Below are 22,682 nucleotides of genomic sequence, written 5' to 3'. Positions count from 1 at the left end.
AAAACAGGCGCAGTCCCCTGCGAAGCCTTCAAGCTTGCCGCAAAGGTGATATACAGACGCTGTCCAGTTTGAAGCGGAAGGACTCCGGGCTTGAAAACCGTTGCTATCATCCCCGCGCGCGGTGGCTCCAAACGGATTCCGCGCAAGAATATCCGGCCATTCCGCGGCCAGCCGATGATTTCCTGGGCGATCCGCGAGGCGCTGTCCTCGGGCCTGTTCGACCGGGTGGTCGTCACCACAGATGATGCCGAGATCGCCGAGGTCGCCCGCGCGTCGGGGGCCGAGGTGCCGTTTCTGAGACAGACCGATCTGGCCAATGATCACGCCGGTCTGACCGAGGTCGTGCAGGACGCGATCCGGCAGCTGTCGCTGTCGATCACCCCTCCCGATATGGTTTGCCTGATCTACGCCACCGCCCCGTTCCTGAGGGCAGCGGACCTGCGCGACGGGCTGGACCGGCTGACTGCCTCGGATGCCGACTACGCGATTTCCGTGGCCAGTTTCCCGGCCCCCGTGGAACGCGCGCTGGTCGAGACGGATGGCCACCTGACGATGATGAATCAGGACAATCTGTTTCTGCGCAGTCAGGACCTGCGCGAGGCCTATCATGATGCCGCGCAGTTCGTCTGGGGAACGGCAGAGGCATGGCTGTCGGACCGGCGGGCCTTGCGGTCCCCGACGATCCCGGTTGTCCTGCCGCGTCAGCGGGTGCAGGACATCGACACTCCCGAGGACTGGGCTTTTGCGGAATTGCTAGCGAAAGTGCTGGAAGAGGTCGAGGCATGACAGCCCGCCGCCCCGTCCTGGGGGCCTTTCTGAACGGGGTGCCGGACGTTGAAAACCTCTATCCGATTCTCGCGGGCCTCAGGGATGGGGGGCGGGTCGAGCTGGATCTGTTCGTGACCTCCGGGCTCTGGCGGCGCGAGGCGCGCGTGCGCAAGCTGTTGCGCGGATCGGGCATGTCGTATCGGGTGCGGCCCAACAAGCTGATGAAGGCGGGCGTCTACTATCGACGCCTGCTGCGCGGGGTCGACCGGCTGCTTGTGATCGGTGACCCCTGCCATGACGAGTCGGTTTTCGGTGCGCGCGGGCGCTACATAAAGGACGCGGGCATTCCGACGATCTACATGCAGCATGGCGTCATCCAGCAGCACCTGACCTATTCGGACGATGGCAGCGCGACGGAGTTTCATTCCGATCCGGTCTTTCTGTGGGAAGATCCTTCCTGCCATGATGGCATTCTGGCGCCGGACGTGGCGCCGCGTATCCGCATTTCCGGCTTCACCAAGAAACCGGTTTTCGAACTACGGCGGCCCCCTGAGGCGCTCTCGCAGCGGCTGGCCGGATTCCGCAAGCGCGTCCTGATCTGCCACACATTCCGGGGCGGCGGCCATGACGCCACCCAGATCGAGCAGGCCTATGGGATGATCCGCGCATATTGCGAGCGGAACCCGGATGTCGCGGTGATCGTCCGGCCGCATCGGGGCAAGGTCCGCTCAAACTACAGCCAGCATGACAGGCAGCTTGGCCGTGACTGCCCCAACGTGCTCTTCTCCTTCCAGCATTCCGGTCCGCTCAAGGGCATGAACATCGTCGACGTGCTGAGCCTCGTGGACTGTATCGTCTCCACCCCGTCGACGGCGGTTCTGGATGGGCTCTATCTGGGGCGACCGGCGGCGTTGATGGCGGCTGAAAACTGTCGGCAACTGATGTCTCTACCCGTAATTTCCGACCAGGCGTCGCTTGAGGCCTTTGTCGAAGGGGGCATGACGGACCCAATGCGCCGGATGCTGGACCACTACGGTGACGTAGATCAGAACGTGAGCCGGGTCTGCGCCATGATTGAAGAGCGGCTGTTGACAGAGGCTGCAGCCTGATGGCCGCGATGCCCCCCCCGGTCGTCCTGCGCGCATCCGGTGGCGCGGGCGTAGGCATAGGCCATCTGCAACGCTGTGCCGCCCTCGCGCAGGCGCTGAAGGGCGATGTGCTTGTCTCGTCGCCCGAACGACCGGACGTCATGGAAGAACTTGGCCTTCCCGCGCATGGCCGTCTTGACGATGCCGGCTGGATCGTTGTGGTGCCCGAGGGGGCGGTCGTCGTGCTCGATACGCTGCACCATGGCAACGCCAAGGCCACGGCGGCGGATGTGGCGACGCTGAAAGCCGCAGGTCACCGCGTCGTGGTGATCGACAGCATGCCGCCCGACCACTTCACCGCGCCCGATCCGGGCTGCCTGCCAGATCTGCTGGTCACGCCCTATCATGCCGCCGACAAGCTGCGCCCGCCGCTGCCGGGCACGCGCTGGCTTGCCGGAAGCGCCTATGCGATCCTGCCAGAGGCCTATCGCCGCGCAAGAGCCGAGGCTGCGGCGGTGACGGGCGAGGGGGCAATCCTCGTCACCTGCGGTGGTGCTGATCCGACCGGGCTGTCGCTTGGACTTGCGCGCGCCTGTGCGCGAGGCGTGTATCCGGTCGATGTCGTCATCGGCCCCCAGTTCGCACCCGATCTGGTCGCGGAGCTGGAGACACTGGCAACGACCTGCCCGCAGATCACGCTGCATCGCGGCCTGAGCTCGCTCATTCCACTTTACCAGCGCGCACGCCTTGTCGTCGGGCGGCCCGGCCTTGTCCGCTACGAGGCGGCCTGCCTCGGTCGCCGGGCGCTCTACCTGTGGGATCACGATGAATACCGCGCCTATTTCGAAGCCTTTCGGGACAGCGGCCTTGCGGAGATCCATTTCACGGCCGATCCCGGTGGGGAAGCCGCGTTCTTCGACCGCCTTGCCACGCTTGTCACCTCGCGCGAACCGGATCGGGGGCTGGCCTCGGAGACCGCTGACGCGGTAGACGGGAACGGAGCGGCCCGCGTGGCGGAGGCGATCATGGCATTGTGCCAGAAAGGACCGAGATGACACTCACAGTAGACGGCAAGAAGATCGGAGAAACCGAGAAGGCATTCCTGATCGCGGAACTCAGTGCCAATCACGATGGCGATCTGGATCAGGCGCTTGCCCTTGTGGATCTTGCCGCCGATGCCGGGTGGGATGCGTTCAAGTTGCAGACCTACAGCGCCGACAGCCTGACGGTGAACAGCAACCACCCCTCGCTTGCCGTTGACAAGGTCTGGGGCCACACCAACCTTTACGAGCTGTACCAGTCCGCCGCGATGCCGATGGAATTTCATGCGCCGCTGTTCGACCGCGCGCGCGCCAGGGGAATGCTGCCCTTTACCTCCGTCTACGACCCGAAGGACCTGCCGTTCACCGAAGATCTTGGCTGCGCACTCTACAAGATCGCGTCCTTCGAGATGACCTTCGATGACCTGCTGATCGAGATTGCGGGCACCGGCAAGCCGGTGATCATGTCGACCGGCATGGCGGAACTGGCCGAGGTCGACCATGCCCTGAACGTGCTGGCGCGGGCCAATGCGGGCGACGTGATCCTGCTGCACTGCGTATCGGCCTATCCGACCCCGTTCGAAGAGATCAACCTGACCGCGATGGATGCGCTGCGGGCGCGGTTCGGGCGGATGGTCGGGTTCTCAGACCACACGGTCGGGTCTCGCGCCGCGGTTCTGGCGGCGGCTATGGGGGCCGTGGCGATCGAGAAGCACATCACCAACGATCCGACCCGCACCGGCCCCGACCACAGGTTCTCCGCCACGCCGGATGTGCTCGCGGAGATCGCGGCCGGTGTCACAGAGGCCGCCATTGCGCGGGGGACCGGGAAGAAGGGCACGTCCAGTTCCGAACAGGTCAGCAAGGCGGTTGGCCGGCGGTCGGCCTTCAGCCTTCGGGATCTGCGCGCGGGAGAGATTGTGACAGAGGCGGATTTCCGGTTCGTCCGGCCGGGGGCGGGGATTCCGCCCAATGACAAGGGGGCGGTGCTGGGTCGGCGGCTGGTCAGGGACGTGCCGAAGGGCCACCCGATCACCTATGACGATGTCGAGACATGACCGACGCGCATGCCAAGATGATCCGGGATCAGCGGATTTGCGCCATCATGCAACCCACCTTCCTGCCGTGGCTCGGTTATTTCTCGTTGATTGCCCAGGCCGATGATTTCGTGTTTCTGGACGATGTGCAGTTTACCAAGCAGAGCTGGCAGAACCGCAACCGGATTTCCGGGCCGAACGGGCCGGTGCTTCTGTCCCTGCCGGTGGCGCGCAAGCCCTCCTTTCCACTGATCAACGAGGCCCTGTTCGGGCAACCTGATTTCGAACGGAAACTTGTGGCGCGGATCAAGGGGAGCCTTGGAAAAGCGCCGCATTGGCCTTTGGTGGAACGCCTGCTGGAAACCGGGCTGGCCCGGTCATCGCATGGGCTGTCGGCGTTGAATATCGGTTTCATTCGCGACATCTGCTCGGAAATCGGCATTGATGCGACGTTTCACCAGACCAGCCGGATGAACCTGCCGGACTTCGAACGGTCGGAACGGCTGTTGCAGATCTGCGAAAGACTGAAGGCAGGGATTTACCTCTCGCCCGTCGGGTCCGCCGGATATTTGCGCGACAGCAATCCCTTTTCGGAACAGGGTATCCGCCTTCGGTTCATGAGCTTCGCGCATCCGCAATACGCTCAGGCAAAGCACGCGTTCCAGTCCCATATGTCGATCATCGACGCGCTGGCCTGGACAGGGCCGGATGAAACGCGCCGGATGATCATCGAGGGCATTGGCGCGCCGGTCGGAATAGAGGCGCTGGATCAGCCTGTCGACGACGATCCCGCGTCCTGAGTTTGCTGTCGCGTCCAGAAATCCTGTTTTCGTCCCTGATCTTGCGTGATACCGTCCGTGGGCGCCCCTCGGGATCGCGTGAAACCGCCATAAACCAGCAGAAAAAGCAGGCCCGATGCCCTATCAGGACGTGAATAAGATCATCGCCAACTACGAAACTCTCTTGAAGGAAAAGGGGGAAGGCGCGCAGGCGGTGCAGTATGCGGACGAAGCCAGCCAACAGGCGCGTTTCGAGATCTTGCTGCAGATTGATCGGGACATGACATCGGTGCTGGACGTGGGCTGTGGGCTGGCGCATTTCGCCCATTACCTGCGCGCCGGTGGACGGAACAGCCGCTACACCGGTGTCGATGTGGTGGCAGATTTCGTGCGACTGGCCAACAGATCGCTGGCCGATGACGACCGGGCCACGGTCACGCTCATGGATGCGGGCGCTGATGACCTGCCGGGCGGGCACGACTATGCGGTGTTGTCGGGGGTCTTCAACAATACCATGACCGACAACTGGGGCTTCATGACCAGCACCTTGCGCAAGATGTATGCCGCAGCGGACAAGGGGATCGCCTTCAACGCGATGTCGACCTGGGTCGATTTTCAGGACCCCGATCTGTGGTATGTGGACCCGATGGAGGTCTTCTCTTTCTGCAAGCGCGAGTTGGGCGGTCATCCGGTTCTGAGGCATGACTATGTAACGCGCCCGGGCGGCTTTCCTTTCGAGTTCACCATGTATGTCTACAAGCAGCCCTACAGCCCCGACCGCTGATCGGCGCTGCGGAAGTCTGCGTTGGTCCCGTGGCGGGCACATGCGTGCCAGCCTCTGTTGCGCGCCAGGAAAGGACGGCGTGTCAGGTAGGGAACTGGCTCAAACAGAGGTCATCATTGGTTGAATGGTGATGGAGGCGAGCTTTCAGCTGCTGCCCCGGGCCATCCGTAATGACTCCGGATCATCTTTCAGGGATGCACTCACCCGGCTGATCTGCTCCGCCCGATCCCATTCAAGATTGCCGAATTCCATAGGACGACTTGGACTCAAGCATGGTTATGCAGAACTATGATTCGAACACCCTTTCGGCGGCAGCGCATTGACTGCAAACCTAGGGCCGCAGACCGGTGCGGGTGGCACCCGCTGCGTCAGAGACGACCTCGAATTCGGCCACGGTCTCCCCCCGTTCACGGTAGAAGAGCGAGGCAATCGGTAGCGTTGACTGGCACTCAAACAATTAGGCCTTGGAACGGTTGGCGACAGCCTCGCAAGCTGGCAACTCACAACGCGCAATAGGTGGGGCGGAAAGGGGGATTTATAACGGGAAAATACGCACAACCCTTTGAAATAGATAAAAATGATAACTTAGTTGGTGCGGGCGGTGGGACTCGAACCCACACGGGCACAGGGCCCTTCAGATTTTAAGTCTGATATGTCTACCATTCCATCACGCCCGCATAAGGCCCCCGGTCAGGTCCGGGTGCCTGCAAATCTTTCCTGCCAGCCCTCGCGATCCTCGTCGCTGATCTTGGCGAAGAGGACATCGGGCACGGTAAACTCGTGACCTGCCTCCAAGACCGCCAGCGCATCGCCCACGGAATCCGGCCAGCCCGCGCCGTCTGCGTTCATCGCCGCCAGCATCGTGGCCGATGCATCGGGGATGAAGGGTTCCGACAGAACCGCATAGAGCCGGATCAGGTTGAGCGACAGGCGCACGATGGCGGCGGCACGCTCGGGGTCTTCCTTGAAGGCGGCCCAGGGTGCGGCGGCCTGCAGGTATTCATTGCCCGCGACCCAGATGGCGCGCAGCTCGGCCGCTGCCTTTCGGATCTCCATCGCTTCCATATGCGCTTCATAGGCTTCGAGCTTTTCTTCCAGCTCGGCCACAAGCGCGAATTCCTGATCGCCGTAGTCGCCGCCCTCGGGCACCACTTCGCCGAACTTGGAGCGGCAGAACTTTGTGACGCGGCTGACGAAATTGCCCAAGACATCCGCGAGGTCCTTGTTCACGGATTGCTGGAAGTTTTCCCAGGTGAATTCGCTGTCGGAGCTTTCGGGCGCATGGGACAGAAGCCACCAGCGCCAGTAATCGGCGGGCAGGATCTCCAGCGCCTGATCCATGAAGACGCCGCGCCCGCGAGAGGTGCTGAACTGGCCGCCGTCATAGTTGAGGTAGTTGAACGACTTGATGTAGTCGACCATCTTCCACGGCTCGCCCGAGCCGATCATCGTGGCCGGGAAGCTCAGTGTGTGGAAGGGCACGTTGTCCTTGCCCATGAACTGCACATAGCGCACGTCATCCGCGCCCTTGTCGGTGCGCCACCAGCGTTCCCAGTCGGCATCCGTCTTGCCATTGGCCTCGGCCCATTCGGCGGCGCAGGCGATGTATTCGATCGGGGCGTCGAACCAGACATAGAAGACCTTGCCTTCCATGCCCGGCCAATCCCCATCGCCGCGCTTGACCGGGATGCCCCAGTCCAGATCGCGGGTGATGCCCCGGTCCTGCAGCCCGTCACCGTCGTTGAGCCATTTCTTGGCAATGGAGGTCGTGAGGACGGGCCAATCGGTCTTGCTGTCGATCCATGCCTCCAGCTGGTCCTTCAGCTTGGACTGGCACAGGAACAGGTGCTTGGTCGGGCGCATTTCCAGATCGGTGGAACCTGAAATCGTGGAGCGCGGGTTGATCAGATCGACCGGGTCCAGCTGTTTGGTGCAATTGTCGCATTGGTCGCCGCGCGCCGAGTCGAAGCCGCAATTGGGGCAGGTGCCCTCCACATAGCGATCCGGCAGGAAGCGGCCATCGGCCTTGGAATACATCTGCTGGTCATCGACCTCGCGGATCAGCCCGGCCTCGTAGAGCTTGCCAGCCAGGTGCTGCGTCAGCTTGTGGTTCTGCTTGCTGGAGGAGCGTCCGAAATGGTCGAAGCTGAGGCGGAAGCCCTTGGCGATCTCGGCCTGCACGGCCCACATCTCGGCGCAATACTCCGCGACCGGCTTGCCTGCCTTGGCGGCGGCCAGTTCGGCGGGGGTGCCATGTTCGTCGGTGGCACACAGGAACATGACCTCATTGCCCCGGCCCCGCTGGTAGCGGGCATAGAGATCGGCGGGCAGCTGGCTGCCCACGAGATTGCCCAGGTGCTTGATCCCGTTGATATAGGGGATTGCCGAGGTGATGAGGATTCGTGCCATCGGAGTGCCTTTTCTCGTCCTTGCGCAGTCCCGTTTAGCGCAGCGATGCGGCAAGGACCAGAACCCTTGCACAGGTCGGGATCAGGAGCGGTGATTTCGGCGAAAGATGCGCCCGACCAGGAAGCTGGTGCGCGGCACCCAGACATAGGGCGCGCGGGTGGTGGCGCTGGCCCGGCGGCGCATGCGGATCAGGCCGAAAACGACAAGCCCCAGATGCGCGGCGGCGATGAAGCTGAACAAAGCGCCGGGGCCATAGAGGGTGATCAGGTTCGAGGTCAGGAGCGGCGCGACGATGGCGCCAAGCGCGTAGAAGAACATGAGCGCGGCAGAGAGCTCCACCCGCTCGTGATCCTCGGCCCAGTCATGGGCATGGGCGGCGGAGATCGAGTAGATCGGGAAGGTCATCAGCCCGAAGAAGAAGGCCGCCCCCATGACGGCGGCTGTGCCCATGCCACTCACGGCGATGGTGAAGCCGCAGGCCGGCAAGGCGGCGATGGACATGCCGATCAGCACCCATCTGCGGTCATAGCGGTCGGCCAGCCAGCCCACGGGCAGTTGCGCCAGCGCCCCGCCAAGCACGAAGGCCGATAGGAAATAGGCGATCTGATCGGCGCGCAGCCCGACCTCGGTGCCATAGAGCGGCCCCACCATGCGGAACGAGGCCGAGGACACGGCAGCGACCATGACGCCCGCCACGGCCAGGGGCGACTTGGTCCAGGCCATGAGGGGCTGCAGGCGGGGGGCGTCGGGGGTCACCGGTTCGACCGCGCGCGACAGGGTGAGCGGCAGCAGCGTCGCGCAGCACAGGAGAGCGAGCAGGTTGTAGGAGACGTAATGGGCGGGCTCCAGAAAGCCGATGATCATCTGCGCGCAGAGTGATCCCACCATGTCGACCATCCGGTAACTGCCCATGGCGCGGCCGCGTGTCTCGTTCGTGACCTTGGATTGCAGCCAGGCCTCGACCACTGTGTAGCAGCCCGCCACGCAGAGCCCCGAGGCCACGCGCATCAGCGCCCAGGCATAGGGGTCCAGAATCAGCATATGGGCAAGCAACCCGATGGCTCCGCTTGCCGTGAAGGCCGCGAAGGCGCGGGAATGGCCGATGGAGCCCATCAGGCGCGGGGCCCACCAGCAGCCGATGAAGAAGCCGAAGAAATGGGCGGAGCCAAGCAGGCCGATCTGGCTGTTCGTGAAGCCCAGAACCGTGCCCGAGAGCACATCGAGCGGCCCCACGCCGCCCGACGAGATCTGCAGAAGGAAGATCGACAGGAAGAGGGCGGCAAAGGAGACGAGCAGGCGCATGGGGCAGGGGATCTGACTTTTTTGTCAGACTGGTGCCGCCTGCGGCCTGGTGCTGTTCCCCGGGCGACCTCAGCGGGGTCGTTTATGGCGGGTTCGCTCAATGCTGCGCGTGCCGGATCGCGGGAACGCTCTTGCAAGAGCGTTTTTCGGGGGCTCTGCCCCCGTCGCCTTGCGGCGACTCCCCCGAGGTATTTTTGCCAAGATGAAGGCAGGGTCAGGCGGCGGGGGCCTCTTTCGGCGGCGCGGGCATGATGCCCTGAGAATCCAGCATCCAACTTTTTGGCGGTGCCTGCCGGGCGCGCAGGCGGGTCAGCTGCCAGCGGGTGCGGCCCGGGGCGTGTTCCGGGATCAGTTGCCAGCGGCTTTCCACGCCGGGCGCACCGCCGGCGCCGGGGGTCAGCAGCAGGCAGATCGGTGCATGGCCTGCCATCGCCCCGGCCTCGGCGGCCAGGTGCAGGCGGCGCACCGGGGTCAGGCCCGGCGGTTCTGGCAGGTCGCCCACGACGAGCGGCACGATGCCGGGACGCAGCGCCTCTTCCAGCGCCCAGAGCAGGTCCTCGGGGCGGCTTGTATCGACCATCAGCAGCCGGGCCGGGTCGATCAGCGGGCGCACCCCGTCCATATGCAGCCGGTCGGGATGCCAGCCGGGGCGCAGCCACAGGACCGGCCCGTCGCAGCCCTGTGCGGCCAGGAGCGCCAGCCGTCGCCGGGCCGGGCCGCAGAATTCATGCGCGCGGGCACGGGGCAGGTCGAACCGGTCCAGAAACCGCAGCGGGCGCGGGCCGGATCGGGAGGGGGCAGAACGGGACAGCAGGGCCTGGGACATGGGGTCAATCTACATGTTCGCTAAATGTTCTTCAATCCCCGCCTTGCGCCCGGGGTCTCAGCGCCTAGGTTGCGACGTAACAACATGACGGACAGGACAGGATAATATGCGACAGGTTTCCTTTGGATCGACCGGGCAGACGGTATCGGAACTGTGCCTTGGCACGATGACATGGGGCACCCAGACCCCGGCGGATGATGCGCATCGGCAGATGGACATGGCCCTGGCGGCGGGGATCGACATTGTCGACACGGCCGAGATGTATCCGGTCAACCCGGTCAGGAAGGAAACGATTGGCGGATCGGAGGCCATTCTGGGCGACTGGAACGCGGCCAATCCGGCGCGGCGCGGAGATTATCTGCTCGCCACCAAGATCAGCGGCGAGGGCGGGGTCGCCCGAGAGGGCGCGCTGATCACCGGGGCGGCGCTGCGCGAGTCCCTGGAGGGCTCGCTGAAACGGCTCAGGACCGACTATGTGGATCTCTACCAGTTGCATTGGCCCAATCGCGGATCGTTCCAGTTCCGCAAGAACTGGACCTATGATCCGCGCGGCCAGAACAAGGCCGAGACCCTGGCCCATATGGAGGATGTGCTGGCGGAGGCCGACAAGCTGATCGCGGAAGGCAAGATGCGCCACATTGGCCTCTCCAACGAATCCGCCTGGGGCACGGCGCAATGGGTCCGGGTGTCCGAGGACAAGGGCCTGCCGCGCGTTCAGACCGTGCAGAACGAATATTCGCTGCTCGCCCGGATGTATGACACCGACATGGCCGAGATGTCGGTCAACGAGGAGGTGACGCTGCTGTCCTTCTCGCCGCTGGCCGCCGGGTTCCTGACCGGCAAGTACCAGAACGGCGTGGTGCCCGCGGGGTCGCGCATGTCGCTGGTGCCGGAAATGGGCGGGCGCAAATCGGCGCGGGTCTTCGATGCGGCGGCGGCCTATCTGGAGATTGCGGCGCGCCATGGGCTGGACCCGATCCATATGGCGCTGGCCTGGCAGCAGACGCGGCCCTTCGCGATCTCGGCCATCTTCGGAGCCACGACCTGCGCGCAGCTGGAGCACATTCTGGGCGCGGCGGATATGGTGCTGGCTGCGGAGGTGCTGGAAGAGATCACGGCAGCCCACAAGGCGCATCCGATGCCCTACTAGGCCTCAGCGGTCGGCGCGCAGGTCCGAGATCGACTGGCCAAACGCCTTGCGAAAGGCGCGGGCGAGGGTGGAGGGGCCGGAAAAGCCGGTCCTGACGGCGATCTCCTGCACGCTTAGCCCGGTATCCAGCGCCAGTCTGCGGGCCTCGTTGAGGCGCAGGCGCAGGAAGAAGGCACCGGGGCCGGTTTCGAGGTGCTTGCGGAAGAGCATTTCGAGCCGCCGGGGCGAGAGACCCACCTCTGCCGCGATCTCAGCTATGGCGGGGGGGTCTTCCAGCCGCTCCTCCATGATGGCCACGGCGCGGGCCACTTGCGGGGTCAGGGCGGCGAGGCGGGCCTGCGGGACCAGCCGTTGCGGGCTGGGGCGGTCCTCCGGGTCGTAAAGCAGCGCATTGGCGACCAGCCCGGCCAATTCCGCCCCGTGATGGGACCGGATCAGGTGCAGCATCAGGTCGAGGCAGGGGGCCGCGCCGCCGGTGGTCAGGGCCGGGCCGTCGATCACGTAGCGGTCGGGCAGGGGGTCCACCTCGGGGAAGGCATTTGCGAAAGCCTCCAGATCCTCCCAATGGGTCGTGGCGCGGTGGCCGTTCAGCAACCCGGCCCGCGCCAGCACCCAAGGCCCGCCATCGACACCGCAATAGGGGATGCCGCGCCCCCGCAACTGGCGCAGCCAGGACCTGAGCGCCGGGGTGGCATGGGCATCGAGCCGGAAGCCCGCCACCATCACCATAAGATCCATATCTGCATGAAGCGGAAGCGGCTCGGTCATCACCTCCAACCCCGATGTCAGTCGCACCAGCCCGCCCTCGGGCGACATCACCTGCCAGGCATAGACCTTCCGCCCCGCCCGCCGGTTCGCGGCGCGGAATGGGTCCAGGGCCGCGGCCATGGACAGCAGGTTGGAATCGGGCAGAACCAGCAGGCCGATGCGGAAGGGCGGCTCCCCGGGGATTCTTTTGCGAGTCGCGGAAATCGTCATGGATGTTGCGTATATCGCAAAGAACTTGCCCGCAACATGCGCTTTCCTACCCCGGACCAGAGGACGGAGACCATCATGCCCCTTACCCCTTCGCGCGACGTATTCATCACCTGTGCCATCACCGGATCGGGCGGCACCACGGACCGCAGCCCACATGTGCCGCGCAGCCCTGAACAGATCGCCGACAGCGCCATTGCCGCCGCCAAGGCGGGCGCGGCGATTGTTCATTGCCATGTGCGCGACCCTGAAACCGGGGCGCCAAGTCGCGACCGGGGCATGTTCCGCGAAGTGACCGAGCGTATTCGCGCCGCAGACGTGGACGTTGTGCTGAACCTCACCGCCGGGATGGGCGGCGACCTGGTGCTTGGCAGCGTGGAACAGCCGCTGCCCGCCAATGACGCCGGGACAGACATGGCGGGCGCGTCCGAGCGCTTTGCCCATGTGCTCGACTGCCGCCCGGAAATCTGCACGCTCGACTGCGGCACGATGAACTTCGCCGAGGCCGATTACATCATGGTCAACACCCCCGGCACCCTGCGCGCCATGGGGCAGATGATGACCGATGCGGGCGTGAAGCCCGAGATCGAAGCCTTCGACACCGGCCATCTGTGGTTTGCCAAGAAGCTGGTGGAGGAAGGCATCCTCGACGATCCGGCGCTTGTGCAGCTCTGCATGGGGGTGCCGTGGGGCGCGCCCGATGACCTCAACACCTTCATGGCGATGGTCAACAACGTGCCCGATCACTGGACTTTCTCGGCCTTTTCCATCGGGCGCAACCAGATGAATTACGTCGCGGCGTCCGTTCTGGCGGGCGGCCATGTGCGCGTGGGGCTGGAGGACAATATCTGGCTGGACAAGGGCGTATTGGCGACGAATGACCAGCTGGTGACCCGTGCACGCGGCATCGTGGAATCCATGGGCAGCCGGATCATGGGCCCGCAGGAGGTGCGCGACAAGCTTGGCCTGACCAAGCGGGACCCGGCCTGATGCGCAAGCTGGTCGCCGCGATGGCTCTGCCCCTGCTGCTGGCCAGCTGCATCGAGAACGGGCCGTCCGAGCTGTCCGGTCCCGATGCGGCGGCCTGCGAGGCGCGGGGCGGCTACGTCGCCGTTGCGGGCTTCTCGGGCGAGGAATTCTGCGCCGAACCGACGCCGGATGCGGGCCAGATGTGCCGTGCCGCGTCGGACTGCGAGGGGTATTGCGCGGCCGAGACGCGGACCTGCTCCACCCATTTCAACGCGTTCGGCTGCTACAGCTATCTCGATGACACCGGGCAGGTCGTGTCGATCTGCGTAGACTAGGGCAAGGCGAATGGACGGATTGCAGGGCAAGCGTGTTCTGATCACGGCGGGCGCGGCGGGGATCGGTCGGGTGATGGCCGAAAGCTTCAAGGCCAGGGGCGCGCGCGTCGCGGTGTGCGACGTGGACGAGGCCGCCTGCGCCGAGATGGCAGCGGCCAACCCCGACATCCTGACCCGCGTGGTGGACGTGACCGATATGGGCCAGGTGGACGAGTTCTTCGACGAGGCGCTGGAGGCGCTCGGCGGGCTCGACGTGGCGGCGGCCAATGCCGGGATCGGCGGGCCTGCGGCGCCGGTGGAAGAGATGGATTTTCAGGGCTGGAAGGACACGCTGTCCGTCAATCTCGACGGGGCCTTCCTGGTGGCCCGCCGCGCGGCCCCGGTGATGAAGGCGCAGCGTTCGGGCCTTCTTTTGCTGACTTCCTCGACCTCGGGCCTCTTCGGTCATCCCTATCGCTCGCCCTATGCGGCGGCAAAATGGGGCATTATCGGCCTGACCAAGACCTGGGCGATGGAACTGGGGCCATACAACATCCGCGTCAATGCGCTCTGCCCCGGGGCAGTGGAAGGGCCACGCATGGATCGGGTCGTCGCCAATGAGGCCAGGGCGCGCGGCATCCCGGAAGACGATGTGCGCCAGATCTATGTGAAGGGCGTCTCGATGAAGACATGGGTCAAAGCGCAGGACATCGCCAATATGGCGCTCTTCCTGGCGTCGGATATGGGCAACAAGGTCTCGGGACAGGCGATGGCCGTCGACGGGCATACGGAAACGAACGGGGATTGAAATGACCAAGACAGCGGCAATTCTGGGCGGGGGCGTGATTGGCGGCGGATGGGCCGCGCGGTTCCTGCTGATGGGCTGGGATGTGCGGGTGTTCGACCCGTCGCCGACGGCGGAGGAAACGCTGAACGCGATGCTGGGTCGGGCGCGCAAGGCTTTGCCCGCGCTATACGACGTGGCGCTGCCGGCAGAAGGCAATCTATCCTTCCATGGCACGATCAGCGAGGCGGTCGAGGGCGCGATCTGGATTCAGGAAAGCGCGCCGGAGCGGCTGGAGCTGAAACAGAAGCTCTACCAGCAGGTGCAGTCGGTCTGTGACCCGGACGCGATCATCGGATCTTCCACGTCGGGGTTCATGCCGTCAGAGCTGCAAAGCTGCGCCACGCGGCCCGAGCAGATCATCGTCGCGCATCCATTCAACCCGGTCTACCTGCTGCCGCTGATCGAGCTGGTCGGGTCGGACAAGACCGACCCGGCAACGCTGGACCGCGCCAAGGAACTGCTTGAAACCGTTGGTCTTTTCCCGCTGAAAGTCCGCCAGGAAATCCCCGCCCATATCGCCGACCGCTTCCTGGAGGCTGTCTGGCGCGAGGCGTTGTGGCTGATCAAGGACGGCATCGCGACGACCGAGGAAATCGACGACGCGATCCGCATGGGCTTTGGCCTGCGCTGGGGGCAGATGGGGCTTTTCGAGACCTATCGCGTGGCGGGCGGCCCGGCGGGGATGGCGCATTTCATCAGCCAGTTCGGCCCGGCGCTGGAATGGCCCTGGACCAAGCTGATGGATGTGCCGGAGCTGACCGATGAACTGATCGAGATGATTGCCAGCCAGTCCGATGCGCAGTCGGGGCACCTGTCGATTGCAGAACTGGAATCCTTGCGGGACGGCAACCTTATCGGCATGATGCGCAGCCTGAAGGCGCGCGGGTCTGCCGTGGGTAAGGTCTTGGCAGATCACGAAAAAACCATCGAACCCGCGATGCCGGACCTGATGGTTCCGATGATCACGCTGGACCGGCAGGTGCCGACCGATTGGGTGGATGGCAACGGCCATATGAACGAAAGCCGTTATGTGCAGGCGATGTCGGAGGCGAGCGACCGGTTCCTGCTGTGGATCGGCACGACGCCCGACTATATCGCCACGCAGGGCAGTTGGTTCACGGTGGAAAACCATGTGCGCTATCTGGCCGAGGTAATGATCGGCGACCGGATCACCGCGACGACGCAGGTGCTGGAAGCCAAGGGCAAGAAGCTGAAGCTGTTCTACACGATCCGCTGCAATGGCGATGTGGCGGCGACGGTGGAGCAGTTGCTGATCCATGTCGACATGCAGACCCGCCGGGCGGGAGAGCCACCGGCGGAGATGGCCGATCTGCTGACCCGGATTGCGGAGGCCCATGCGGCATTCGGGGTGCCGGAAGGGGCCGGGGGCACTGGCCGCAGATAGGCGAAAAACAGGGGGTGCCATGCGTGCACCCCCTGTACACCCCCCGTACACCATGCGTGCAGACGGAAAGCGGTTTCGCCGCCTGCCGGCGTCGACCCGCGAGCGGCCCTCCTCAACCCCCCGGCTTGCGCCGGGAGGCCTCGTCGGTCCGCGTTGCCACGGATCTGTTGGGAGGGCGGCCTGTCGGGTCGGGTTTCCGGATTTGTGGCGAGGNCCCGCGAGCGGCCCTCCTCAACCCCCCGGCTTGCGCCGGGAGGCCTCGTCGGTCCGCGTTGCCACGGATCTGTTGGGAGGGCGGCCTGTCGGGTCGGGTTTCCGGATTTGTGGCGAGGGGGGATGCCTCCGGCGGGAGTATTTGGGCCAAGAAGAAGGGGAAGGTCGGTCTATTGTCCGGCTGTGTGAATGCGTTACGGAATCTTCGCAATCTTGCCTGATCGCGTAACATTTCTCTTGCAACGAATCACGTTGCGGAATATCCCGACCATGCGGTCAGTTATTTGCGAGACTTTCGGGAGGATTCCGCCATATGGACGCTTTCATCTGCGACGCCACGCGCACGCCGATCGGACGTTACGGGGGGGCGCTCAGTTCGATCCGCACCGATGACCTCGCGGCGCTGCCCATAGCGGCCCTCATGGCGCGCAATCCGGGCGTGGACTGGGGCGCGATTGACGACGTGATCTATGGCGACGCCAACCAGGCGGGTGAGGACAATCGCAACGTGGCGCGCATGGCCGCGCTGCTGGCGGGGCTTCCGGTCAGCGTGCCGGGCACCACGGTGAACCGGCTTTGTGCCAGTGGCATGGATGCCGTGGGTATGGCCGCGCGGGGGATCAAGGCGGGCGATTATGACCTGGTGATCGCGGGGGGCGTCGAAAGCATGAGCCGCGCGCCCTTCGTGATGCCGAAAGCCACCAGCGCCTTTTCGCGGGCTAATGCGGTCTATGACACCACCATCGGCTGGCGCTTCGTGAACAAGAAGATGCAGTCGGCCTATGGCACGGATTCGATGCCTGAAACGGCCGATAACGTGGCCGAGGATTACAATATCAACCGCGCCGATCAGGATGCCTTCGCCGCCCGGTCTCAGGCCCGGTGGGAGGCGGCGCAGGCGGCGGGGCTGTTTGCCGATGAGATCACGCCCGTGACGGTGCCGCAGCGCAAGGGCGATCCCGTGGTGGTCGATACGGATGAGCACCCGCGCCCCGGCACCAGTGCCGAGAAACTGGCGGGGCTGAAAGGCGTCAATGGCCCTGACAAGACGGTGACGGCGGGCAATGCCTCGGGTGTCAATGATGGCGCAGCGGCGGTTCTGCTGGCATCAGAGGCCGCGGCCAAGGCCAACGGGCTGACCCCGATGGCGCGGGTCGTGGCGATGGCGGCGGCGGGGGTAGAGCCCCGTATCATGGGCATCGGCCCGGTGCCCGCCACGCGCAAGGTGCTGGCCAAGGCGGGGCTGACCATAGACCAGATGGATGTGATCGAACTGAACGAGGCCTTTGCCAGCCAGGGCTTGGCCACATTGCGCGAACTGGGTGTCGCCGATGACGCGGCGCATGTGAACCCCAACGGGGGCGCCATCGCGCTTGGCCATCCGCTTGGCATGTCGGGCACGCGGCTGGTGCTGACGGCGGCCTATCAACTCAACCGCACGGGCGGGCGCTATGCGCTCTGCACCATGTGCGTGGGCGTGGGACAGGGTGTGGCCCTGATCCTGGAACGGGTCTGAAGGGAGACACGGGAAAATGTATGCACAGATGATCAAGACGGCCTCGAACGGGATCAAACCGCGCGAGGAGATGTCCGAGGAAGAGCGCGCCTTTCAGGACAAGATCGACAACGACATCAAGATCGAACCGCGCGATTGGATGCCGGAGGATTACCGCCGGACTCTGATCCGTCAGATCGGCCAGCACGCCCATTCCGAAGTGGTGGGGCAGCTGCCGGAAGGTAACTGGATCACCCGCGCGCCGACGCTGGAACGCAAGGCGATCCTGCTGGCCAAGGTGCAGGATGAGGCGGGGCATGGGCTCTACCTCTACTCCGCTGCTGAAACGCTCGGCGTCAGCCGGGATGAGCTCATTGAGCTGCTGCATGAAGGCAAGATGAAGTATTCCTCGATCTTCAACTATCCCACGCTCAACTGGGCCGATATCGGGGCTGTGGGCTGGCTGGTCGATGGCGCGGCGATCGTCAATCAGGTGGCGCTGCAGCGGACGTCCTACGGGCCTTATGCCCGCGCCATGGTGCGGATCTGCAAGGAAGAGAGTTTTCATGCGCGGCAGGGTTATGACGCGATCCGCGCGATGGCCTTCGGCACGCCGGAACAGAAGCGGCAGGCGCAGGATGCTTTGAACCGGCTCTGGTTCCCGGCGCTGATGATGTTCGGGCCGTCCGACGCGGAATCCACCCATTCGGAACAGTCGATGGCGTGGAAGATCAAGGTGAAGTCCAATGACGAGCTGCGCCAGCAATTCGTCGACCAGACCATTCCGCAGATCGAGTACCTGAAGCTCGACCTTCCCGACCCGAACATCAAGTGGAACGAAGAGCGCGGGCATTACGATTTCAGTGAACCGGATTGGCCCGAATTCTTCAATGTGATCAAGGGGAACGGCCCCTGCAACGTGGACCGGATGAAAGACCGTGTTGCGGCCTGGGACGATGGGGAATGGGTGCGCGACGGGCTGCTGGCCCATGCCCGCAAGAAAGCCGCTCGCAAGGTCGCGGCCGAGTAATTCCGTCGAGGAGGACGAGAGATGAAAAACGAATGGCCCCTGTGGGAGATCTTCATTCGCGGCCAGCATGGGTTGAGCCACCGGCATGTCGGCTCGCTCCATGCGCCGGACGCGGAGATGGCGGTGAAGAACGCCCGCGACGTCTACACGCGCCGCAATGAGGGCGTGTCGATCTGGGTGGTGGAAGCCAAGCATATCGCGGCCAGTTCACCCTCCGAGAAAGGCCCGTTGTTCGAACCTTCGGAAAGCAAGATCTACCGCCACCCGACCTTCTACGACATTCCCGACGAAGTGGGGCATATGTGATGACCCGGGACGAGGCTTTGTTCGAATTCCTCCTGCGGATGGGGGACAATACGCTGATCCTCGGGCATCGGGTGTCGGAATGGTGCGGCCATTCCCCGGTGCTGGAGGAAGACATCGCGCTGGCCAACACCGCGCTCGACATGATCGGGCAGACGCAGCTTTGGCTGGGGCTGGCGGGCGAGGTCGAGGGCAAGGGGCGGACGGCGGATAACCTTGCCTTCCTGCGCGACGCCTGGGACTTCCGCAATGTGCTGATGGTGGAGCTGCCGAACGGCGATTTCGGCCAGACGCTGATGCGGCAGTTCCTCTATGACGCCTGGTCCTTCGTGATGACCGATTGGCTGAAAGGATCGTCCGATCCGCGGATCGCGGCCATCGCCGAGAAGGCCCACAAGGAGGTGACTTACCACCTGGAACGCTCTGGCGACACGGTGATCGGTCTTGGGGATGGAACCGAGGAAAGTCATAGCCGGATGCAGGCGGCTTTGGATTATCTCTATCCCTATTGTGGAGAGATGTTCGAAAAGGATAAGTCGGATGAGCTGCTGGCGGAGGCCGGGATAGCCCCTGATCCCACCGAGCTGCGCCCGGAATACGACGATATCGTCGGTCGGGTACTGGCGGAGGCCACATTGGCCATTCCGGGTGGCAGCTACGTCCACAAGGGCGGGCGCAATGGCCGGATGCATACCGAACATCTGGGTCATCTGCTGACCTCGATGCAGTGGCTGCAACGCGCCTATCCGGGCGCTGCGTGGTGAGCGTGATGGCGAAGCCTACGGTCGATCAGGTCTGGGAGTGGCTCGATGCCGTGCCCGACCCCGAGATCCCGGTGATCTCGCTGGTCGATCTGGGCATCATCCGGGGCGTGGAATGGCAGGGCGAGACGCTGATCGTATCGGTTACGCCCACCTATTCCGGCTGTCCCGCGACCAGCATCATCAATCTCGACATCGAGATCGCCTTGCGCGGCCACGGCATCGAGAAACTGGAGCTGAAACGCCAGATCTCGCCACCCTGGACCACCAATTGGCTGACCGAGAAGGGACGCGCCAAGCTGGAAGATTACGGCATCGCGCCGCCGCAACCCGCGGGCGGCCCAAGCCGCTGCCCGCAATGCCACAGCAGCAACCTGGAACGGATCAGCCAGTTCGGATCGACCCCCTGCAAGGCGACGTGGCGCTGCCGCGACTGTCTGGAACCGTTCGACTATTTCAAGTGCATATGAGGGAGGAGCCCCATGGCGCGCTTTCACGAGCTCACCGTTACTGACATCCACAAGACGATCCGCGACGCCGTTGTCGTGACCCTGAGGCCCGAGGACGCCGAGGCCTTCGACTTCATTCAGGGCCAGTACTTGACCTTCCGCCGGGAATTCGACGGAGAGGAGTTGCGCCGGTCCTATTCGATTTGTGCCGGAAAGCAGGAGGGCATCCTGCAAGTGGGGATCAAGCGCGTCGATGGCGGGGCGTTTTCCACCTGGGCCAACGAGGATCTGAAGGTGGGGGATACGCTGCAGGCGATGCCGCCCATGGGGGGCTTTCACACGGCGCTGGATGCGTCCCAGGCCCGCCATTACCTGGGCTTCGCGGGCGGGTCGGGGATTACCCCGGTTCTGTCGATCATCAAGACCGCGCTGGCGACGGAACCCCGGTCCAGCTTTACCTTGGTCTATGCCAACAAGGGCGTGAACACGATCATGTTCCGCGAGGAACTGGAGGATCTCAAGAACCTCTACATGGGCCGGTTCAACGTGATCCACGTGCTGGAAACCGACGCGCAGGAGATTGATCTGTTTACCGGTCTGGTGACCGAAGAAAAGGTCGCGCAGCTTGTGCGGACGGGTTGGGTGGATATCGACAGTGTCGACACCGCCTTCATCTGTGGGCCGGAACCGATGATGCTGGGCATCGCCAAGGCGCTGCGGGCGCATGGGCTGAACGATGCGCAGATCAAGTTCGAGCTCTTTGCCTCGGCCCAACCGGGGCGGCTGGCGCGGCGGGTCGTGTCGAAGGATGCGGGAAGCGCCGCCAATCAGGCGGCCCTGTCGGTGACGCTCGATGGGTCCACCCGATCGCTGACCGTGGGCAAGGATACCAGCGTGCTCGATGCGGCGCTGGAAAACGCCATGGACGCGCCCTATGCCTGCAAGGCGGGGGTCTGTTCAACCTGCCGCTGCCGGGTGCTGGAGGGCGAGGTCGAGATGGTCGCCAATCACGCGCTGGAGGATTACGAGGTCGCCAAGGGCTACGTCCTGTCCTGCCAGTCCTATCCCGTCACCGACCGCGTGGTCGTGGACTTCGACCAGTAAGGAGCCGGATCATGGAGATGAAGATCGAGGAGTATCTGGCCCAGGGCGGCGTGCTGACCAGCCCCGCCAATGTGCCGCCGCGCTACCGCGCCGAGCTGATGAAGCTGATGGCCAGTTTCGTCGATAGCGAACTGGCGGGGGCGGCGGGCTTTGCCGATGTGATCAACGCAGGCCCCGGCATCAAGGAACGGATCGCTGCGGCGCGGATCGTGCTGGAAAAGACTGATCATGCGGACAAGGTGCTGCGGGTGATGGGCGAATTTGGCGTCGATACGGCGCGCTATGCCAACCACCACCCCTGGACCGCGCGGCTGGAACGTGACGCCGATATCGGGGCTGTGCGCGGCGACCATGATATGCGGCTGGCGGTGTTCAATTATCCACTGGATGGCTGGGGCGATGCTGTGGTTATGAACCTGCTGATGGGCCGCGCCGTGGTGGCGCAGCTGTCAGATATGCAGATGGTGAGCTACCAGCCGCTGGCCGAGGCGTTTCGCGCTGTGGCGCCGGTGGAACTCCGCCATGCGGAGCTGGCCGAGGAAGGGCTGGAGCGGCTGGTGTCAGAGGGGCAGGGAGAGGCGCTGCAAGCCTCTGTCGCCTATTGGTGGCCCCGTGTGGCGGCGAGTTTCGGGCAGGGCGATCCCGCCCGGTTCGATCAGCTGCGCGCCATGGGGTTGCGCCATGCGTCGCGAGGCGAGCTGTTTGCCCGCTGGCAGGCGGAGGCCGGAGCGGCGCTGTCTCGCGTGAGGCTGAGCGCGGCCTAGACGGCGCTGCGAATCCAGTCCTCGACGATGCGCCGTGCTGCGCTTGCAGGCGTGTTGGCGGGGCGGATCAGGTAGAGCCCCTGGCCCGGTTCGGGCGGGAATTCCTTCAGTTTCACGAGACGCCCGGCGGCAAGGGCGTCTTTTGCCATGATTGCGGGGACAAGGGCGATGCCGGTTCCCGCCTCTGCCGCGTCCAGGGCGAGGGCGGTCTGCGCGACCTGATGCGCTTGGAAGGCGGTTCCGCTTTGGTTCAGCCATCTGGCCCAGGGACGTCTGGCATCCTCGATCAGTATGTATTGCGCGAAGAAGCTTTCGCGCGCGATCACCGGCGCGCGGGCGATGAGCGTGGGACCGGCCACAGCGACCAGCGTGGTTTCGCAGAGCAGATCGACCTTCCGCCCGGCGGTGGAGGGCGCCGCGCCGAGATGCAGGATGAACTCCGCATCACTCTGATCCGGGGCTTGTGCGGTGATGATCTGAAGGTCGATTTCCGGGTTTGCTTCCGCAATCTCCGACAGGCCCGGAATCAGCCATTTTGCGGCCAGAGAGGGACTGAGTGCGATGGAAATCTGCGTGGAACGTGATTTAAGAGAATCTATACCCTGTTGAATCAGCCCCATGGCGTGTTCGATGGGTCTGTGCAACCGCAACCCGGCCTCTGTCAGGCGCAGGCCACGGCGGTGTCGTTCAAAAAGCTTTGCTTCAAGTGTAGCTTCCAACTGATTGATTTGTTGTGAAACTGCCCCTGTTGTTACCTGAAGTTCCCGCGCGGCCGCGCCAAGGGTCTTGTGGCGTGCCGCCGCGTCAAAGGCACGAAGCGTGTTCAGGCTGGGCGTGTTCATGCGGCCAATATAGCGGAGTTATTCTAGA

At 64.3% G+C, this 22,682-nt stretch carries 23 protein-coding genes and 1 tRNA gene; 18 read left to right on the top strand and 6 right to left on the bottom strand.

Annotated elements, in window-relative coordinates; genetic code table 11:
- Positions 1-90: 90 nt before the first annotated feature.
- The 6 genes from pseF to EP237_RS12045 all read left to right on the top strand — a co-directional run bounded on the left by pseF (position 91) and on the right by EP237_RS12045 (position 5,496).
- Positions 91-786, top strand: coding sequence for a pseudaminic acid cytidylyltransferase (pseF, locus tag EP237_RS12070; protein WP_127561150.1), 696 nt, complete (start codon positions 91-93; stop codon positions 784-786).
- The gene (locus EP237_RS12065; protein ID WP_127561149.1) at positions 783-1,877 is read left to right on the top strand and encodes a hypothetical protein; all 1,095 of its coding nucleotides are present in this window, start codon (positions 783-785) and stop codon (positions 1,875-1,877) included. The genes pseF and EP237_RS12065 overlap by 4 nt, the downstream gene beginning before the upstream one ends.
- Entirely contained in the window at positions 1,877-2,911 is a 1,035-nt protein-coding gene (locus EP237_RS12060; protein ID WP_127561148.1) for a hypothetical protein, read from the top strand. Before EP237_RS12065 ends, EP237_RS12060 begins: the two co-directional genes overlap by 1 nt.
- Positions 2,908-3,954 (top strand): pseudaminic acid synthase, encoded by a 1,047-nt coding sequence (gene pseI, locus EP237_RS12055; RefSeq protein ID WP_127561147.1) that lies wholly within the window; start codon positions 2,908-2,910, stop codon positions 3,952-3,954. Before EP237_RS12060 ends, pseI begins: the two co-directional genes overlap by 4 nt.
- A complete protein-coding gene (locus tag EP237_RS12050) occupies positions 3,951-4,733 on the top strand; it encodes a WbqC family protein (RefSeq protein WP_127561146.1) in 783 nt (260 codons plus the stop codon). Before pseI ends, EP237_RS12050 begins: the two co-directional genes overlap by 4 nt.
- 130 nt (positions 4,734-4,863) lie before the next feature.
- Positions 4,864-5,496 carry a class I SAM-dependent methyltransferase gene (locus tag EP237_RS12045; RefSeq protein WP_164744693.1) on the top strand — a complete coding sequence of 211 codons (633 nt, stop codon included), beginning with the start codon at positions 4,864-4,866 and terminating at the stop codon, positions 5,494-5,496.
- 590 nt (positions 5,497-6,086) lie between these two features.
- Here EP237_RS12045 and EP237_RS12040 read toward each other — a convergent pair.
- The 4 genes from EP237_RS12040 to EP237_RS12025 form a co-directional block, all read right to left on the bottom strand.
- Positions 6,087-6,173: transfer RNA gene (locus EP237_RS12040), tRNA-Leu, on the bottom strand.
- A 13-nt stretch (positions 6,174-6,186) separates the two neighbouring features.
- Positions 6,187-7,905, bottom strand: coding sequence for a methionine--tRNA ligase (gene metG / locus EP237_RS12035; protein ID WP_127561144.1), 1,719 nt, complete (start codon positions 7,903-7,905; stop codon positions 6,187-6,189).
- Positions 7,906-7,986: 81 nt separating this feature from the next.
- The gene (locus EP237_RS12030) at positions 7,987-9,207 is read right to left on the bottom strand and encodes an MFS transporter (protein WP_127561143.1); all 1,221 of its coding nucleotides are present in this window, start codon (positions 9,205-9,207) and stop codon (positions 7,987-7,989) included.
- Between the two features lie 214 nt (positions 9,208-9,421).
- A complete protein-coding gene (locus EP237_RS12025; RefSeq protein ID WP_127561142.1) occupies positions 9,422-10,033 on the bottom strand; it encodes an ImuA family protein in 612 nt (203 codons plus the stop codon).
- 106 nt (positions 10,034-10,139) lie between these two features.
- On the opposite strand from EP237_RS12025, the gene EP237_RS12020 reads away from it, so the two are divergent.
- On the top strand, positions 10,140-11,183 hold the full coding sequence (locus tag EP237_RS12020) for an aldo/keto reductase (RefSeq protein WP_127561141.1): 1,044 nt from the start codon (positions 10,140-10,142) through the stop codon (positions 11,181-11,183).
- Between the two features lie 3 nt (positions 11,184-11,186).
- Here EP237_RS12020 and EP237_RS12015 read toward each other — a convergent pair whose 3' ends face one another.
- Positions 11,187-12,161, bottom strand: a complete 975-nt coding sequence (locus EP237_RS12015; protein ID WP_127561140.1) for a GlxA family transcriptional regulator — start codon at positions 12,159-12,161, stop codon at positions 11,187-11,189.
- Positions 12,162-12,236: 75 nt separating this feature from the next.
- Between EP237_RS12015 and bcoG the strand changes: the two genes are divergently transcribed.
- From bcoG to EP237_RS11960, 11 genes are all read left to right on the top strand, one after another.
- Entirely contained in the window at positions 12,237-13,148 is a 912-nt protein-coding gene (gene bcoG, locus EP237_RS12010; RefSeq protein ID WP_127561139.1) for a 3-dehydrocarnitine:acetyl-CoA trimethylamine transferase BcoG, read from the top strand.
- Complete coding sequence (locus tag EP237_RS12005) at positions 13,148-13,462, top strand: hypothetical protein (RefSeq protein ID WP_127561138.1); 315 nt, start codon at positions 13,148-13,150, stop codon at positions 13,460-13,462. The genes bcoG and EP237_RS12005 overlap by 1 nt, the downstream gene beginning before the upstream one ends.
- A gap of 10 nt (positions 13,463-13,472) precedes the next feature.
- Positions 13,473-14,249 (top strand): SDR family oxidoreductase, encoded by a 777-nt coding sequence (locus EP237_RS12000; protein WP_206052291.1) that lies wholly within the window; start codon positions 13,473-13,475, stop codon positions 14,247-14,249.
- Between the two features lies 1 nt (position 14,250).
- Complete coding sequence (locus EP237_RS11995) at positions 14,251-15,693, top strand: carnitine 3-dehydrogenase (protein WP_127561137.1); 1,443 nt, start codon at positions 14,251-14,253, stop codon at positions 15,691-15,693.
- A gap of 526 nt (positions 15,694-16,219) precedes the next feature.
- Positions 16,220-17,422 (top strand): 3-oxoadipyl-CoA thiolase, encoded by a 1,203-nt coding sequence (gene pcaF / locus EP237_RS11990; protein WP_127561136.1) that lies wholly within the window; start codon positions 16,220-16,222, stop codon positions 17,420-17,422.
- Positions 17,423-17,438: 16 nt separating this feature from the next.
- A complete protein-coding gene (paaA, locus tag EP237_RS11985; protein ID WP_127561135.1) occupies positions 17,439-18,431 on the top strand; it encodes a 1,2-phenylacetyl-CoA epoxidase subunit PaaA in 993 nt (330 codons plus the stop codon).
- Positions 18,432-18,452: 21 nt separating this feature from the next.
- Positions 18,453-18,737, top strand: coding sequence for a 1,2-phenylacetyl-CoA epoxidase subunit PaaB (gene paaB, locus EP237_RS11980; protein ID WP_127561134.1), 285 nt, complete (start codon positions 18,453-18,455; stop codon positions 18,735-18,737).
- Entirely contained in the window at positions 18,737-19,498 is a 762-nt protein-coding gene (gene paaC / locus EP237_RS11975; protein WP_127561133.1) for a 1,2-phenylacetyl-CoA epoxidase subunit PaaC, read from the top strand. The genes paaB and paaC overlap by 1 nt, the downstream gene beginning before the upstream one ends.
- 5 nt (positions 19,499-19,503) lie before the next feature.
- Positions 19,504-19,965, top strand: coding sequence for a 1,2-phenylacetyl-CoA epoxidase subunit PaaD (gene paaD / locus EP237_RS11970; RefSeq protein WP_206052290.1), 462 nt, complete (start codon positions 19,504-19,506; stop codon positions 19,963-19,965).
- Between the two features lie 12 nt (positions 19,966-19,977).
- A complete protein-coding gene (gene paaE / locus EP237_RS11965) occupies positions 19,978-21,048 on the top strand; it encodes a 1,2-phenylacetyl-CoA epoxidase subunit PaaE (RefSeq protein ID WP_127561132.1) in 1,071 nt (356 codons plus the stop codon).
- A gap of 11 nt (positions 21,049-21,059) precedes the next feature.
- Positions 21,060-21,812 (top strand): Phenylacetic acid catabolic protein, encoded by a 753-nt coding sequence (locus EP237_RS11960; RefSeq protein WP_127561131.1) that lies wholly within the window; start codon positions 21,060-21,062, stop codon positions 21,810-21,812.
- On the opposite strand, the gene EP237_RS11955 is transcribed toward EP237_RS11960, so the two are convergent.
- Positions 21,809-22,654 carry a LysR substrate-binding domain-containing protein gene (locus EP237_RS11955; RefSeq protein WP_127561130.1) on the bottom strand — a complete coding sequence of 282 codons (846 nt, stop codon included), beginning with the start codon at positions 22,652-22,654 and terminating at the stop codon, positions 21,809-21,811. The two genes, EP237_RS11960 and EP237_RS11955, sit on opposite strands and share 4 nt — an antisense overlap.
- Positions 22,655-22,682 lie beyond the last annotated feature (28 nt).

Origin of the sequence: Nioella ostreopsis (assembly GCF_004000255.1) — a bacterium.
Classification (GTDB): domain Bacteria; phylum Pseudomonadota; class Alphaproteobacteria; order Rhodobacterales; family Rhodobacteraceae; genus Nioella; species Nioella ostreopsis.
Note: the sequence above shows the minus strand (reverse complement) of the source record. Positions and strands in the feature narration are given on the sequence as shown.

Excerpts from the sequence above, each read along its gene's own strand:
- EP237_RS12065 (WP_127561149.1), top strand. The coding sequence starts at position 783 with ATGACAGCCCGCCGCCCCGTCCTGGGGGCCTTTCTGAACGGGGTGCCG.
- EP237_RS12060 (WP_127561148.1), top strand. The coding sequence starts at position 1,877 with ATGGCCGCGATGCCCCCCCCGGTCGTCCTGCGCGCATCCGGTGGCGCG.
- pseI (WP_127561147.1), top strand. The coding sequence starts at position 2,908 with ATGACACTCACAGTAGACGGCAAGAAGATCGGAGAAACCGAGAAGGCA.
- EP237_RS12050 (WP_127561146.1), top strand. The coding sequence starts at position 3,951 with ATGACCGACGCGCATGCCAAGATGATCCGGGATCAGCGGATTTGCGCC.
- metG (WP_127561144.1), bottom strand. The coding sequence starts at position 7,905 with ATGGCACGAATCCTCATCACCTCGGCAATCCCCTATATCAACGGGATC.
- EP237_RS12030 (WP_127561143.1), bottom strand. The coding sequence starts at position 9,207 with ATGCGCCTGCTCGTCTCCTTTGCCGCCCTCTTCCTGTCGATCTTCCTT.
- EP237_RS12025 (WP_127561142.1), bottom strand. The coding sequence starts at position 10,033 with ATGTCCCAGGCCCTGCTGTCCCGTTCTGCCCCCTCCCGATCCGGCCCG.
- EP237_RS12020 (WP_127561141.1), top strand. The coding sequence starts at position 10,140 with ATGCGACAGGTTTCCTTTGGATCGACCGGGCAGACGGTATCGGAACTG.
- EP237_RS12015 (WP_127561140.1), bottom strand. The coding sequence starts at position 12,161 with ATGACGATTTCCGCGACTCGCAAAAGAATCCCCGGGGAGCCGCCCTTC.
- bcoG (WP_127561139.1), top strand. The coding sequence starts at position 12,237 with ATGCCCCTTACCCCTTCGCGCGACGTATTCATCACCTGTGCCATCACC.
- EP237_RS12005 (WP_127561138.1), top strand. The coding sequence starts at position 13,148 with ATGCGCAAGCTGGTCGCCGCGATGGCTCTGCCCCTGCTGCTGGCCAGC.
- EP237_RS12000 (WP_206052291.1), top strand. The coding sequence starts at position 13,473 with ATGGACGGATTGCAGGGCAAGCGTGTTCTGATCACGGCGGGCGCGGCG.
- EP237_RS11995 (WP_127561137.1), top strand. The coding sequence starts at position 14,251 with ATGACCAAGACAGCGGCAATTCTGGGCGGGGGCGTGATTGGCGGCGGA.
- pcaF (WP_127561136.1), top strand. The coding sequence starts at position 16,220 with ATGGACGCTTTCATCTGCGACGCCACGCGCACGCCGATCGGACGTTAC.
- paaA (WP_127561135.1), top strand. The coding sequence starts at position 17,439 with ATGTATGCACAGATGATCAAGACGGCCTCGAACGGGATCAAACCGCGC.
- paaB (WP_127561134.1), top strand. The coding sequence starts at position 18,453 with ATGAAAAACGAATGGCCCCTGTGGGAGATCTTCATTCGCGGCCAGCAT.
- paaC (WP_127561133.1), top strand. The coding sequence starts at position 18,737 with ATGACCCGGGACGAGGCTTTGTTCGAATTCCTCCTGCGGATGGGGGAC.
- paaD (WP_206052290.1), top strand. The coding sequence starts at position 19,504 with ATGGCGAAGCCTACGGTCGATCAGGTCTGGGAGTGGCTCGATGCCGTG.
- paaE (WP_127561132.1), top strand. The coding sequence starts at position 19,978 with ATGGCGCGCTTTCACGAGCTCACCGTTACTGACATCCACAAGACGATC.
- EP237_RS11960 (WP_127561131.1), top strand. The coding sequence starts at position 21,060 with ATGGAGATGAAGATCGAGGAGTATCTGGCCCAGGGCGGCGTGCTGACC.
- EP237_RS11955 (WP_127561130.1), bottom strand. The coding sequence starts at position 22,654 with ATGAACACGCCCAGCCTGAACACGCTTCGTGCCTTTGACGCGGCGGCA.